Consider the following 14145-nt stretch of genomic DNA (forward strand, 5'->3'; position numbering starts at 1 on the left):
AGGACTGCTCTTTCTTTATTTCATTTCTTTTTTCAAGACTTCAATGGCTTTTTTCATTTGAGTATCATTGTTCTTTAGCTTATCTTGGAGCTTTGTCATCAGTACTGTCGTTGTATCTCCTGTGAGAATACCGTCTGTTTTCAGATCGTTGTCTGTTTGGAAGCTTTTGACGATAGTCTGGAAGGCTTGATCGTACTCACCATTTGCTTTTGCTTTGTAGCCAAGCGCTTGGAACATTTTTTGAGCCGCTTTGACTTCATCTCCATTGTCATTCAGCTGATACGTTTTTTTCGGACTTAAGTATGGCAGCTTTGCATAACTTGGGAGTGATGCTTTGACCTGTGGTTCAATTCCTTTTTTGTGAATCCATGAACCATTCGGTGTCAGCCACTTGGCAATGGTTAATTTGACACTAGAACCATCATTATAGCTTTGCGCATTTTGAACAGTTCCTTTGCCAAATGTCTTTTCACCAATAATTTTGATACCTGAAGATTGGTGAAGAGCCGCCGCCATGATTTCAGCAGCGCTGGCTGAGCCGCCATTTACAAGGACTACTGCCGGCTGATGGACTTTCCGTTCTTTTTCAGCCTTGTACTCTTCTTTCTTCCCTTTTTCTTCAACCTGCATGATGACTTTCCCTTTATCGATAAAGTCATTACTCATTTCAATCGCTTCTGTCATAATGCCGCCTGGATTATCTCTCAGGTCAATAACAAACCCTTTTGCCCCTTTTTTCTCGAGGTCATCAATGGCTTTATCTAACTCTTTCGATGTTGTTTCAGCAAAGGACGTAATTTGGATTTCTCCTATTTTATCTTTTGTGAGTTTTGCATACACCGTTTCAAGCGGAATGGTGTCTCTTGTGATGGTTACATCAACATTGCCCACTCCTTGGCGGTTAAGGTGCAGCTTGACATCCGTTCCTTTTTTCCCTCTGATAAGAGAAACTGCTTGACTCACCGACATGCCTTTTGTGCTTTTTCCATCCACCTTTAAAATACGATCATGAGGTTTCAACCCGGCTTTTTCAGCAGGAGAGCCTTTAATCGGTGCGACAATTAAAATTTGTCCATCCTTCTCTTCTACTTGTGCACCAATTCCTTCAAATGATGAAGAAATGGTGTTGTTAAATCCTTCGGCTTCCTCCTGATCCATATATGTAGAGTATGGATCATCAAGTGATGCAATCATTCCTTGAATCGCACCATCTACTAGTTTTTGATCATCCGTTTTTTCGTAATACTCATCTTTTACCTTCGTATACGCAGCCATGAGTTTACTAAACTTCTCATCTCCTGAGACACTGACAGCCCCTTGTTTTGTGATCACAAATGTAACCGCTGAGGACAGTGCCGCTGTCACCAGAATGGCGATCACGAACTTAAATTGTTTTTTCAAAAAAACACCACCTTTATCTCCTTTCATTATTATCAAGGACGATGCTTCATCCGTCAACCAAAGGATCGAAGTTCTCTTTGAAAAGATAAGCCATTTGACCCTGCATTGCATAATCTTTAGAGAGGAACTTGATAAGGAAAGAAGGGATTTTATGAGTGATTATGTAGAAATGCTTGCCTATTTTGGCGTATCCAGTGCCCATCCTGGCGGAATTGAGTTAACAAAAACGATGCTTGAGCATATAAAATTGACGCCGGATGCACGTATACTGGATGCGGGATGCGGGACAGGACAAACGGCGGCATATTTAGGAAATATCGGTTATCAGGTGGAGGCAATTGATACACACCCTTTGATGATTGAAAAGGCCAACCTGCGATTCGAGCGAGAAGAACTGCCGATCCGCGCATTGCAAGCATCGATTGAACAGCTGCCATTTCCAGATGAAACGTTCACTCTCCTCATCAGTGAATCTGTTTTAAGCTTCACCAACCTTCCTGCTGCTCTTGCTGAGATCAAACGAGTGCTTGCCCCTGGAAGTCAAATGATCGCAAATGAAGCTGTGTTAAAAGCACCTCTTACACCGGAGGAGCTCGCCACTGTTCGAGATTTTTACGGGTTTCACTCACTCTTTTCACTTGAAGAATGGAAGGAGCAGCTAAAAGCAGCAGGATTCCATGACTTTCGCATCCTCTCATTTGATGAACACATGGTACAGGAGGAGCCGACAGAAATGGAATTATCTGAACACATCCCGCCTTCTCTTTACGAAACGCTGCAAACACACTACGATCTTATTCAAGCGCACCGGAAGCAGCTAAGCCACATTCTATTTGAATGCACCGTATAAAATGAGCGAATCTCCTATATGTTTTGTCCAAACTCTATGAGGTCTCTCGCATAGGATAAGAGTGAACAGAGTTTGTCATAAGGAGGAAAAATATGGAGCGCTATCAAAAGCTTTGTCAGCAGCACATGGGAAAAGTCGCTAGAATCACAGATCGTAATGGCAGAGTACATGTCGGACGCATTGAGCGGGTGACAAACCGTAAAGTGTATATTCGTCCAGTCGGCGGTTCTCGCGGCGGCTTTGGCTTTGGTTATTACGGAGGGTATTACGGCTGGGGTGCCGCTTATGGCATCGGTCTTGGTTTCATTACAGGTTTCGCATTAGCAGGATTGTTCTTTTTTTAAAAGAAGAATAAAGAAGGCCCCCCGAATAGCTGGGAGGCCTTTTTATTTGATTAAATTTTCTTCACTTTGTTCATGTACTCTTCAAATGTTAAATCGTGATCATGCATCGCTTTTGCTGCTTCTTTTCCAACATAGCGCAGATGCCACGGCTCATATTCATATTTCGTAATGTCTTCTTTTCCTTTTGGATAACGAATGATAAAACCATATTTATAGGCGTTTTTAGCCACCCATTTGCCATCAGGTGTTTCACCAAACTTTTCAGAGATGTCAAAGCCGGCACTTTTTGAGGAAATGTCCATGGCAAGACCTGTTTGGTGTTCACTTTCGCCTGGTAAAGCTACTGCTTCTTGTGCTTTGTCTTTGCCTTTTAATTTGACTTCACTATCAAAAATGACTTTTTGACGGTCATAGGAGCGATAGCCAGATACTGCAGCCAGCTCGAAGTTTTTCTTTTTCGCATCTTTGAATAATGTCTCAAGTGCTTCCGCTGCTTCTTTTCGAATATATCGTTTTTCAATATCCTCTGAAAAAGAGAATTCTACTTTTGGTACAACGAGATCAGAAGGTTTATAGGTTCCTGGTAATGCGTATTCTTTGTTGACAAGTGCTAGCACGTTTGCAGGATTTTGAATGGTTTTCAGCCCGCTTACCACCTTGATGTCATTGAAATATTCACTCTTTAACGTCAGCTCTTGATCCGATGAATCTGCTGTATTGTTTGAGTTTTGCTGGGTAGATGAACTTGCTGCGCTCTTTTGTTCATTTGTTTTGTTCGATTCAGATGTACCGCTTTTTTGATCCAGCAACTGGCAGCCCGATAGTGCGGCTGTCAAACCAAGAATCGATGCGATTGAGAGTATTTTATAGCTTTTCTTCATGACATACCTTCCTTTTGCTCTTCTAAAAAAATAAAGATGCGCTACATCGTAGCACACCCTTTATACTATTATAAAACGGAGTCTAGTGCAATTAAGATCATTTCGTCAAATGTCGTTTGACGCTCTTCAGCCGTTGTTTCTTCTCCTGTGAGAACATGATCACTCACTGTCAGAATCGATAACGCTTTTCGATCAAATTTTGCTGCAAGCGAATAAAGAGCTGTTGTCTCCATTTCAATTGCTAGAATTCCGTATTGAGCCATGAGCTCAAGTGGTTTTTCATTGTAAAATTGGTCTGCTGTAAATACATTACCGACACGTACAGCGACATTTTTTGCTTCTGCTGTATCGTAGGCTTTCTTAAGCAGTCCAAAATCAGCGCAAGGTGCGTAATCAATCGGTCCAAACGCCACACGATTCATTTGTGAATCTGTTGAAGATGTTTGAGCTAAAATGACATCACGTACGTTGACATCCCTTTTGATAGCCCCGCAAGAGCCGACGCGGATTAAGTTTTGAACATCATAGCTTTGAATGAGTTCATTCACATAAATCAAAATAGAGGGTACGCCCATCCCGGTGCCTTGTACAGAAACGCGCTTTCCTTTGTAGGTTCCAGTATAACCATACATTCCGCGCACTTCGTTATAGCATTCGACATCTTCTAAATATGTATCTGCAATATATTTCGCACGAAGCGGATCGCCTGGCAGCAATACCGTTTCTGCAATTTGTCCTTTTTCTGCTCCAATATGTACACTCATTTTTTAGCCTCCACTTACGTTTACTATGTGATTTATCCTATTTAGTATAAACGATTGAGCCCAAAAAAGAAAATACCAGCTGAAGCTCAAGCTGGCATCGGCAATCATCTATTTAACTCATCGTCATCAGTCGCTTACTGCGTTTCCATCCTGCCGGAAAAAGCTGATAATAGCATTTTCCCTTTTTCTTATCATCAATCACAACAATATCACCTGTTGTGATAAACCGTGCATTGTAATCACTAGGGACTGTATCATGTACATTAAATGTCGAGAATGCTTTTTCCAGAACATCCAGGTGTGTTCTGCCGCCAATTTTTGTCCGGTACACAGGCTGATGCCCGCTTGCAGCGCCATATTCAGGTGTCTGATAAATGGTTAAGTGAAATGCTGAAGGTTTCTTTTGAAAAAATCTCAACGTCAATTGCATTCAAATCCCTCCCCTTTTATATAAAGTTGGCTGGGATCTGTCAATTTCCTTCTTCTATTTTTGTCGAATGACAGACAATTTTTCGTCAATCTTTTTACAAATGAGAAATAAAGCAAGTCCTATCGCAAAACCGCCTGCAACATCTGTCAAAAAATGAACGCCGATATACATTCGGCTGATCCCAATCAAAAGGACACAGAACCCCGTGATCAAGTAGACGATTTTTTGTCTTTCTTTCAGCCATGGAATCATTTCAACTAATAGATAAGCTATAAAAGGATAGATTGTGGCTGCATTCATCGAATGTCCGCTCGGAAAGCTGTAATACGTTTCATTGACAAGGTGATCAAAGGCCGGACGCTCTCTAGCAAACAGCCCCTTTAGTTCATGATTGATGGTCTTTTCTGTGAGATATAATAGAAAAAGCATCATGATAGAGTAATAGCGCTTATACATGAATAGTACAACACTAAAAATGAGCATGATTGGGACGAGCAGCGCACTAATGCCAAAGTCCGTCAAAGTCAGCATAACATCATTTAAAAAAGGGAGTCTGATGCTCTCAAACCATAAGATGATCTGGTTGTCCAATTCTTGACCCGCACCAGATACCATGAGCGCAGCAATGGCGCCAAATAAAATCAAAAGAAATAGGATATACACGCGAAAGATTCTCCTCCCTCTCTCTTCAGAATCTCTTCAAAGTATAGTGCCTACCACGCCTCTTCTTCAACTATCATTGTTTTTTTCAGCATATATTCAAACGTAATGTCAGCCAGCTCAAACGTTTCCAGCTCAGCAGGTATGTACCCTCTTTTGACCAGCTCCATGTAGAAGAATTCCGCAATTTCCTCTGTATCAATCACCAAATCTGCTTCTTTCATTACATTCCGCCTCCTTTTTTATGATGTATGAACGATGCCTGTTTTTTATTACAGTTTGTCATAATGGCTCATTCCATACATATAAATGCTGTAAACAAAAAGAAAAGGGGTTTGAGGCAATGAAATGGTTAAGCATATTAGATGGAGAAACGTTTGATCAGGTGATGGGCTGTATCTTGAGGGGATGGTTTTATGTGATTGTTTTTTTCTGTGTGCCATATTTTTTATTCGTGTTAGGACAAGTCTTTCTTTAACCAAAATGCTCGTGTAAACTTTCCAATATAAAATCCATCATATCCTTGTATTCTGGATCTTCGAAAAATTCGTAGAGAATTTTATAGTCATTATAAATATCAAGAAGCTCATCCACTATAGATACAGCGAGGAATTCTAGTGATGCTTCGCTTTCTTGTTTCTCTTCTAATTGTAATAGAGCCGTTTGAACCATATCTTCTTCTATTTCTTTTGAGGTTTCACCGACGTAATGCACAAAAAGAAGCTGATGAACGAACTGGTCCATCTCATATTTCCTCAGGACAAGCGTTAAGTCTTCCTCTTCTGTTTCCAGCCACTCTCCGTCCTTTAGCCTCGTGAGTTCGTAAATGACATCTTCCCAGCCGTCATCAAGGTATCGCCATATTTCAGTCCGATGGCCAATAATTTTAAATAGCTCTTTTCCGTAATCTTTTACATATACAACATCGCCAATGAGGAACTCATATTCAATGTCCAGCTTTTCTGTATCCACAATCACCCCGTCGTACTCATCGTAAAGCTGAAGTGATGTTTCAAAATAAAGCACCTCATTATGATTGACCTCGTACAGATAGTGCTGGTCAATTTGATGGACTTTTGTAATCGTTCCGACTGTGCCGTACATGACAACGACGACAATATCCCCTATTTGATATTTTGGTGCTTTCGCCTTCATTCTGTCTCCCCCTTGCCCGACTTTTGGTCTTAACGTATCGTATGCCGGCGCAAGGAATTCTGCATGGGCAACCACACCATGCAAAACGCCATTTTATTTCTCATAAAAAAACCGCTCTCCCTTCTGGAACAAGCGGTTGTGTGTTATTTTTTTTTGACTTCTACTTCATATTGCTCGAACGCTTCGTCAAATGTTGTCATTGAGCTTAAATAATCGCCATTTAATTCTAAATAGGCACACAGCTCATGATAATCAGTGGACGCTTTTGGAAAGCTGTGATCCTCATAAGCAGCATTTGCAAAATGGCTGATTTCATCATTCGGTTTTGGATGTCTGTACTTCATTAAATAATGGTAAAACGACTTCACCTGTTTTTCCCTCCGCGACACTCTATTTTGTTGTTATATTATACAGCAATTTGATGACTTGTATAGGCGGAGGTACAACTTATGATGAAAAGTCAAAGTAATTTCGCTTTAATAACCGCTCCATGCTCATTAATTCTTCGTATGAAATTTTTTCTGGAAGTTTTGTCTGATCCACTAAAATTAATTGATCTTCTATCTCTTTGACCGTCTCATCCTTTTGATATGTCATACCGCAGTGCGTGCAGGAAATAGACGGTGTTTCGATGATTTCAATGGATTGTGTGCCAGTGATCAGCTCCCAATAGACTGTTGTCTGCTCTGCGTTTGCTTTGTTTTCCTCACACCAATCACATGTCAGCAAGGTTATTTCTCCTCCTTTACAGTTTGATCTTTTTTGAGCTGTGCTTGATATTTTTTCTCTTTTAATTCATCTCGTTTTTCACGTTTGTTTTTAAGTGTGTCATGCTCAGGATTTGTCTCATATGCTTCTCTTCGTTTCATTCGGCTTAAATTCTCAGGCGTAAATGATTTCGCTTCGTCCTGAAATAATGCGGTAATACCAATTGCCGGTTCTTGTTTCTCTTCATAAATTTCATTAAAATACGCATCTGCCTGGCCTGCGACGTAATGCTCTGGTTCAGGGTAAGAGGTGATCACACCTTCAAAGTTACGAAGGACGACTTTGTCAGGGCTTTGCGATAATAAATAATTTGGCTGTAAGGCAATCTTTCCTCCGCCTCCTGGTGCATCTACAACAAAGCTTGGCACGGCATAGCCGCTCGTATGTCCTCTTAAGCCTTCAATGATTTCAAGACCCTTTGATACTGGTGTTCTAAAGTGGCCAATCCCCTCAGATAAATCACATTGATAAATATAATAAGGTCTGACCCGTATCTTCACGAGATCGTGCATCAGCTTCTTCATAATCGGCACACTGTCGTTAATACCTGCAAGGATGACGGCCTGATTACCTACAGGGACGCCGGCATTCACAAGACGTTCGCACGCTTCTTTGGCTTCTTTCGTAATTTCAATGCTTGTATTGAAATGGGTATTTAGCCAAACCGGATGATATTTTTTCAAAATCTCGCACAGCTCATCTGTAATGCGCTGCGGAAAGACGACCGGCGCGCGGGTTCCTATCCGAATGATCTCAACGTGCGGAATGTCTCGTAAGTTTTTCAAAATGTATTCAAGCACTTGATCATTGATTAAGAGCCCATCTCCGCCGGAAATTAACACATCCCGCACCTCAGGTGTTTCTCTAATATATCCAATGGCAGCATCTAACTGCTTTTTTGGCACACCCATACCAATCTGGCCGGAAAAACGTCTTCTCGTACAATAGCGGCAATACATGGAACACTGATTTGTCACAAGAAAAAGCACACGATCTGGGTACCGATGCGTTAACCCTGGGACAGGTGAGTCCTCATCTTCATGCAGCGGGTCTTCCAGGTCATATTTTGTTTTATGAAGCTCCTCAGCGATTGGCACAGATTGCATACGTACTGGACATCTTGGATCGTCTGGATTCATCAGTGAGGCATAGTAGGGTGTAATGTTGAGTGGAATGGTTTTGGTGGAAATCTTCACCCCTTCTCTTTCCTCTTCAGTTAAATTCACGATTTTCTCTAAATCTTCAAGCGTTTTCACGGTATGCGTCAGCTGCCAAATCCAGTCGTTCCACTTTTCCTCAGGTACATCCTTCCAAAGCTCAATGTCCTTCCAATGACGTGCCGGTTGATATAGTTTCTGATTCATATCCATTCCCCCTATCAGCATTCACTTTATACTATGCAAGTTATGTGCCAACATGGGAAAATGCCCCTATTCTTTATAAAAGGAGCTTTACCCGTGATATTCAATGGATTGTGATGCCTATATTTCGGCACCTGCATATTTCTTCAGTTTATATTGCAGCGTTTGTCGAGGGATTTTTAAAGCTGCGGCGGTTTTTTTAATATTACCATGATGCTGGTTTAAAGCTTCTTGAATCAATGTTTTTTCGAATGAAGAAACCTGACTTTTTAAGGAGGCTTCGGGTGTTTCTTCCTCGATCTTCTGCGTACGTAAATGAGCAGGAAGGTATGAAGGTGTGATGTCTTCCGCTTCCTTTGGCATCATCAATACGGCATGCTCAATGGTATGTTTTAATTCTCTAACGTTTCCCGGCCAGTGGTGCGCCATAAACAATTGTTCCGTTTCTGTAGAAAGGCGTGTGACGTTTTTTGAAAACTGCTGATGATAGGTATGAATGAAATGGCGGGAAAGCAGCGGGATGTCTTGCTTTCTCTCACGAAGCGGCGGGATATGAAAGGATGACACATGCAGTCTATAAAATAAATCTTCTCTTAAAATTTGCTTTTTCACTGCTTCAAATGGGTTCATATTGAGTGCAGTAATGAGTCTTACATCCACTTGAATCGCTTTTGCATCCCCAATACGGCGCACAACACCATCCTCTAACACACGTAATAATTTCGTCTGCAGTGTGAGCGGCATCGCTTGCAGTTCATCAAGAAAAAGTGTGCCTCCATCAGCCAATTCAAAGAGTCCCTTGCGATCAATTGCGCCCGTATAGCTCCCTTTGACAGATCCGAATAATAGGCTCTCAAGTAACGATTCTGGGAGAGCTGCACAGTTTTGCGGAATGAACACTTGGTTTTTCCGATCAGATTCATGAACGATGGCTTGAACGAGCACTTCTTTCCCTGTCCCTGTTTCCCCGTAGACAACAACTGATGATGGATAAGCAGCTGCTTTTTTGGCCTTTTCAAGCATTTCTTTTAAGAGCGGATCATTTGTTAAAAACGAAGCAAAATCATGCATTTGTTCTGCCTCAGCCACATCGTATATCCGTTTTTTTTGATCTAAACGATTTGAAAGGGCTGACAGCTTCGATACATCTTTTGCGACTTCGACCGCACCTATTAACTTGCTGTCTTCAATAATGGGCAATGTCGTGTTGACGGTTTCAATTCTTTCTCCGTTTTTATTCAAATAGGTTTGCAGCGAATGATAAATGGGCCTCCCTGTTCTCAAAACATGCATGAGCGTACTTGTTTTTTCTGTTAAAGAGGGATACACATCAAGGATGTACTTGCCAATCACCTCTTCTTTTTGTAAACAGTCAAACTTAGCGGCATTGTGATTGTAAAAGATCGTCATGCCTTGATCATCTACAACATGGATGGCTTCATCAATGGCTTCTAAAATTAATTCAAACCAATCCGCTCTTTCGACAACCTTCCCCATTCTTTCCCCCTCACTTTCAGTGCCAAAAAACTGGCATCTATTGCCGAGTTTTCAGCGGCTTGATCAAATTCAAATTGTTCCCCTATCCTTTTCACGTTTCGCTTTTTCCTTTCGATCTCCTGCTTTTTTTCATCTATTCTAAAAAAACAGTACTGCGTCAAACACTTGCACGACCATCTCTCTTTGGAATACATTCCACTAATTAAGTGGATACGTGACAGTGCATCCCAAATTCCGTCCATTTCATAATGGTACAATCCCATTCTAAATTACTCTCTTTACTAGAATGTGAAATTGATTTGATTGAGCATAAGCGTTTGAAAGCTTTAAAAAAACGCAAAATGATTAAATGAAAAAAGACGAATAAATGAGCATTCTGCTTATACCAAAAAGAGAGAATGGCATATACATAGTGGTGAGTTTAAATTAATTACAGAAAGGATGGGGAGCAAATGAGTGACAGTCGTACCGAGTTAAGAAGAGAACTATTGAACCTATTCTTCAGGCCGCTTAGTGACGCGTTAACAGTCAATATTGACGAAGGAGGAACCGAAATGGCAAATCAATTAAACAATCTATTAAGTGAAGTAGCTCTTGGATCATTATCAGCTTCAGCTTCAGTTTCAACCTCTACTGGAACAACACCCAATTCACTTCAAGGTGCAAGATGGATTTTCTCAACACTTACTCCAGGAACGGTCATTACTATTGTAACTGACTCTGGAGACTTAATTGGGCCCGTTCAATTTGTAACATTTAATCCTGTAACTGGAATCGTTTTTGTGACACAGGAAACCTCTGTTACACCTAACGGATCTGGAATCACTCTAATAGATGTAGATAAAATTGAGAGTGTTACCATCCCATCATAATGTGAGAGGTTATCATGAAGCTACTTTATATCAGCTCTGGCTACGGAGGAATCTATCAAACTTTCGATCAATGGATAGTAGAAAGCTTCATCGATTCACCCTTTTCATGTTTAAAGATGGAAAGAGAATCTCTACTGACGCACATGCACAAAATCCGGACATTTTCTCCGGATTTTGTTTTCATGATGATCGGTGACCGTGTTCCAAAAGAAGTGCTTCAGCAATTCAAACAAGAACAAATACCAGTAGTTCTATGGATGACAGAAGACCCTTTTTATACTGATGTATCAGCCAGCTGTTCACATGATGCACACATGATTTTGACAATTGATGAAGGCACACTGCCTTTTTATAAACAATTAGGTGTTCATCACGTACACTACTTTCCCATTCCGACAAATACAGATGTATTTCAGAAAAAAATGACGCCAGCAGATTCTTTCATCTATGATATTGCTTTGATCGGTTACCCTTATCCAAATCGCATCAAATCGATTCGTGCACTATTGCAACAGCACAAATGGCGCATTCTCGTTGCAGGAAAAGAATGGCACCGTCACTTAAGTAAATCTCGCAGACTATATCCTGATCTGACACTCGTGACCAATTGGCTGACCCATCGGCAAATGGCCAAAATGTATGAGCAGTCAGCCATTATCCTTAATCCACACAGGCCCGCTCAATTTGCTTATAACCGAAACAAAGCAATGATTGAAAATATAAGTTTGAACAACAGAGCATTTGACATCGCAGCAAGTGGAAGCTTTCAATTGACGAATATAACCCCCCCAGGTGCTTTTTCAAGCTTTGCCTTTTACACTCATGAAGACGACTTGATTGAGAAAGTCGAATATTATGTATCAAATGATGAGAAAAGAAAAGCGATATCTCTTAAAAATTACGAACAAGTCGTTTCTTGGAATACATTTGACACGCTGCCATATAGGCTGTGTGAAATGGTAAAGAGCTCCCTATAACTTGTTGACAAAGGGCTAAAATGATCTTTATTTTAGCCCTTTGTCTTCTTTTTTTCAGTGTGACCTGAAAACCTTTACAGGAGCGAGTTTAAGGTTTGTGAGCACCGGCAAGCTAGAGCGCCCTATAACTGGGCGCTCGCTTTTTCTTTTTTATATCAGTTTTATACTGTCCCTTCCGTATCTCGTCGTGCCAATAATACTTTCTCTATCTCTAGCCTATCTGCATCAGTTTTGAAAACAAGCGAATGTGTGCGATCCATCATATATGCCCCAACAGCCCCTTCTAAAAAAGAGTGTATGCATTCTTTGGCATAATGAGCATGAAAAGCATATACAGCGCCATTTAGACGACCATACTTATAAGAATGTTCATGCCTTGGAATAAAAAAATAATGATTGTCCTTATACAACGTCGCTTCATTGTTGTCATGCAGTGTCCATGTTTCGTTTGGGTTTTCTAGCGCCTCTGTAAAAGACGCAGTACAATCATAACTCCCTTCTACAAGAAGCTCCAGGCATTTCTCAATATCAAGCGGTTCTCTCAGTGGAGATGCTGGATGCAGATACAGGACAATATCAAACGTCTTCCCTTCCCGCTCTAAATAAGCAAGCGCATGCTTCACAGCTAGTAATGAAGGTGTTTGTTCAGACACATGTGTGCTTGGAAGTTCAATAACATTTGCTCCGTAGTGGGACGAAATAATTTGAGTATTCACATCATGTGAAGAAACGACAATTTCATCTAACTCAACCATTTGAAGGAGCGGCTGAATGGTCCAATAAATAAGTGGTCGCTCCGCCAACAGACGAATATATTCATCATGATGATCTTGCTGCCTATGAAAAGCTGGTATCAAAGCTAAAATACGTTTTCCCCTATACATGTATGTTCTTCTCCCCTCACACACACCTCAATATCAAGCGAAAAAACTTCCTATACTTTTTCACTCACCATGAAGCTGTTGGCAGTATTGAAGTGTTTTTCTCTCGTTCTTTCTACTTTTTCTTTGATTCTCCATATTCTATTAAAAAGCTGAATGAAAAGTTATAATTTGTTCACCTAATTTATGCATGAAGTGGTTCTTTTCCTCAAACGTCTGCCGCTCTTTCACATATGATGCAAAGTAGAGAAATAAGAGTTGGGGGATTGGATATGTCCAAACAGATAGAAACAAGTATGAAGACCTTTTTTCGTGACAAAACGATTTTAGTCACAGGCGGTACGGGTTCGATCGGCCGGCAAATCGTGAAAAAGTTAACAGCATGCTCTCCAAAGAAGGTCATTGTATTTAGCAAAGATGACAGCAAACAATACATGATGAAAAATGAGTATGCAGAATATCCAGAGGTCGTATTTGCACTTGGAGATGTGCGGGATGCAAACCGCGTGAGACAGCTCGTCAAAGGGGTTGATATCATCTTTCATGCAGCAGCCTTAAAACAAGTACCCACTTGTGAAGACAATCCATTTGAAGCCGTTCAAACCAATATCATCGGCGGGCAGCATGTCATTGAAGCAGCGATCGAACATGAAGTCAGCCATGTGGTCAACATTTCAACAGACAAAGCCGTCGCTCCGACAAATGCCATGGGTGCAACAAAATTGATTTCAGAAAAACTATTTTTCCAAGCAAACGAAAGTATTCCGAATCAAAAAACGATGTTTTGCTCTGTACGCTTTGGCAATGTGCTTGGATCAAGGGGTTCCGTCATTCCGATCATGCTCCAGCAGCTGTTAAATGAGAAGCCTTTAACCGTGACAGACCCTAATATGACACGTTTTTTTATGTCCATTGAAGAGGCTGTATCCCTCACACTTGAAGCAGCGATCATGATGAAAGGCGGCGAAACGTTCATTCTCAAGATGGAATCATTACAGCTTGCTGATCTATTAAAGGCGTTTCATGAATATGCCAGTCAAATCAACGTCGCATCTCCAGATATTCTCGTTATCGGTAAAAGACCCGGAGAAAAGCTTCACGAGGAGCTCACATTCCCGCACGAGGCAGATTTACTGTTTGAGCATGAACAATTTTATGCCATTTTACCAAGACCACAACTGCACGCTGACTTTCAAAAAGTCGACTTAACCAATTACACATCAAATGAAGCGCCTCTCATTACAAAAGAAAAGCTATTCCACATCATTGAACAATTACATCACACGCATCATAAAAAATAAAAA

The 14145-nt window shown here is 40.9% G+C and carries 18 protein-coding genes; 5 read left to right on the top strand and 13 right to left on the bottom strand.

The features are described from left to right. Positions 1 to 15: 15 nt before the first annotated feature. Positions 16 to 1401, bottom strand: coding sequence for a S41 family peptidase (locus C6W21_RS05200; RefSeq protein ID WP_106049581.1), 1386 nt, complete (start codon positions 1399 to 1401; stop codon positions 16 to 18). Positions 1402 to 1552: 151 nt separating this feature from the next. On the opposite strand from C6W21_RS05200, the gene C6W21_RS05205 reads away from it, so the two are divergent. Together C6W21_RS05205 and C6W21_RS05210 are read left to right on the top strand one after the other, a co-directional pair. Continuing rightward, positions 1553 to 2251, top strand: a complete 699-nt coding sequence (locus tag C6W21_RS05205; RefSeq protein ID WP_106049582.1) for a class I SAM-dependent methyltransferase — start codon at positions 1553 to 1555, stop codon at positions 2249 to 2251. 92 nt (positions 2252 to 2343) lie between these two features. After that, entirely contained in the window at positions 2344 to 2595 is a 252-nt protein-coding gene (locus tag C6W21_RS05210) for a hypothetical protein (RefSeq protein WP_003216113.1), read from the top strand. A 50-nt stretch (positions 2596 to 2645) separates the two neighbouring features. Here C6W21_RS05210 and C6W21_RS05215 read toward each other — a convergent pair whose 3' ends face one another. The 11 genes from C6W21_RS05215 to C6W21_RS18970 all read right to left on the bottom strand — a co-directional run bounded on the left by C6W21_RS05215 (position 2646) and on the right by C6W21_RS18970 (position 10374). Further along, on the bottom strand, positions 2646 to 3476 hold the full coding sequence (locus C6W21_RS05215) for a M15 family metallopeptidase (protein ID WP_106049583.1): 831 nt from the start codon (positions 3474 to 3476) through the stop codon (positions 2646 to 2648). Positions 3477 to 3544: 68 nt separating this feature from the next. Continuing rightward, on the bottom strand, positions 3545 to 4240 hold the full coding sequence (gene deoD, locus C6W21_RS05220; RefSeq protein ID WP_106049584.1) for a purine-nucleoside phosphorylase: 696 nt from the start codon (positions 4238 to 4240) through the stop codon (positions 3545 to 3547). Positions 4241 to 4352: 112 nt separating this feature from the next. Next, positions 4353 to 4670 (bottom strand): hypothetical protein, encoded by a 318-nt coding sequence (locus C6W21_RS05225; RefSeq protein ID WP_106049585.1) that lies wholly within the window; start codon positions 4668 to 4670, stop codon positions 4353 to 4355. A 54-nt stretch (positions 4671 to 4724) separates the two neighbouring features. After that, on the bottom strand, positions 4725 to 5333 hold the full coding sequence (locus tag C6W21_RS05230; protein ID WP_106049586.1) for a phosphatase PAP2 family protein: 609 nt from the start codon (positions 5331 to 5333) through the stop codon (positions 4725 to 4727). Between the two features lie 50 nt (positions 5334 to 5383). After that, positions 5384 to 5554 (bottom strand): YozD family protein, encoded by a 171-nt coding sequence (locus C6W21_RS05235; protein ID WP_003216084.1) that lies wholly within the window; start codon positions 5552 to 5554, stop codon positions 5384 to 5386. A gap of 250 nt (positions 5555 to 5804) precedes the next feature. Next, the gene (locus tag C6W21_RS05240; RefSeq protein WP_106049587.1) at positions 5805 to 6485 is read right to left on the bottom strand and encodes a hypothetical protein; all 681 of its coding nucleotides are present in this window, start codon (positions 6483 to 6485) and stop codon (positions 5805 to 5807) included. A 143-nt stretch (positions 6486 to 6628) separates the two neighbouring features. Further along, positions 6629 to 6853 (bottom strand): YozE family protein, encoded by a 225-nt coding sequence (locus C6W21_RS05245; RefSeq protein WP_106049588.1) that lies wholly within the window; start codon positions 6851 to 6853, stop codon positions 6629 to 6631. A 79-nt stretch (positions 6854 to 6932) separates the two neighbouring features. After that, positions 6933 to 7214, bottom strand: coding sequence for a YokU family protein (locus tag C6W21_RS05250; protein WP_012010281.1), 282 nt, complete (start codon positions 7212 to 7214; stop codon positions 6933 to 6935). A gap of 2 nt (positions 7215 to 7216) precedes the next feature. Beyond that, on the bottom strand, positions 7217 to 8617 hold the full coding sequence (gene kamA / locus C6W21_RS05255; protein ID WP_106049589.1) for a lysine 2,3-aminomutase: 1401 nt from the start codon (positions 8615 to 8617) through the stop codon (positions 7217 to 7219). A 117-nt stretch (positions 8618 to 8734) separates the two neighbouring features. Then, on the bottom strand, positions 8735 to 10111 hold the full coding sequence (locus C6W21_RS05260; protein ID WP_106049590.1) for a sigma-54 interaction domain-containing protein: 1377 nt from the start codon (positions 10109 to 10111) through the stop codon (positions 8735 to 8737). Continuing rightward, on the bottom strand, positions 10072 to 10374 hold the full coding sequence (locus tag C6W21_RS18970) for a hypothetical protein (protein ID WP_106049592.1): 303 nt from the start codon (positions 10372 to 10374) through the stop codon (positions 10072 to 10074). The genes C6W21_RS05260 and C6W21_RS18970 overlap by 40 nt, the downstream gene beginning before the upstream one ends. A gap of 189 nt (positions 10375 to 10563) precedes the next feature. Between C6W21_RS18970 and C6W21_RS05270 the strand changes: the two genes are divergently transcribed. Together C6W21_RS05270 and C6W21_RS05275 are read left to right on the top strand one after the other, a co-directional pair. Further along, positions 10564 to 10983: a hypothetical protein gene (locus C6W21_RS05270; protein WP_106055990.1), complete on the top strand. Its 420-nt coding sequence runs from the start codon at positions 10564 to 10566 to the stop codon at positions 10981 to 10983. A 14-nt stretch (positions 10984 to 10997) separates the two neighbouring features. Then, on the top strand, positions 10998 to 11960 hold the full coding sequence (locus C6W21_RS05275; protein WP_106049597.1) for a CgeB family protein: 963 nt from the start codon (positions 10998 to 11000) through the stop codon (positions 11958 to 11960). Positions 11961 to 12121: 161 nt separating this feature from the next. On the opposite strand, the gene C6W21_RS05280 is transcribed toward C6W21_RS05275, so the two are convergent. After that, the gene (locus C6W21_RS05280; protein WP_106049599.1) at positions 12122 to 12844 is read right to left on the bottom strand and encodes an acylneuraminate cytidylyltransferase family protein; all 723 of its coding nucleotides are present in this window, start codon (positions 12842 to 12844) and stop codon (positions 12122 to 12124) included. 269 nt (positions 12845 to 13113) lie between these two features. On the opposite strand from C6W21_RS05280, the gene C6W21_RS05285 reads away from it, so the two are divergent. Continuing rightward, the gene (locus C6W21_RS05285) at positions 13114 to 14142 is read left to right on the top strand and encodes an SDR family NAD(P)-dependent oxidoreductase (RefSeq protein ID WP_106049601.1); all 1029 of its coding nucleotides are present in this window, start codon (positions 13114 to 13116) and stop codon (positions 14140 to 14142) included. Positions 14143 to 14145: the final 3 nt, after the last annotated feature.

The sequence above is a fragment of the Bacillus sp. NMCN1 genome, from assembly GCF_002998085.1.
Classification (GTDB): Bacteria; Bacillota; Bacilli; order Bacillales; family Bacillaceae; genus Bacillus.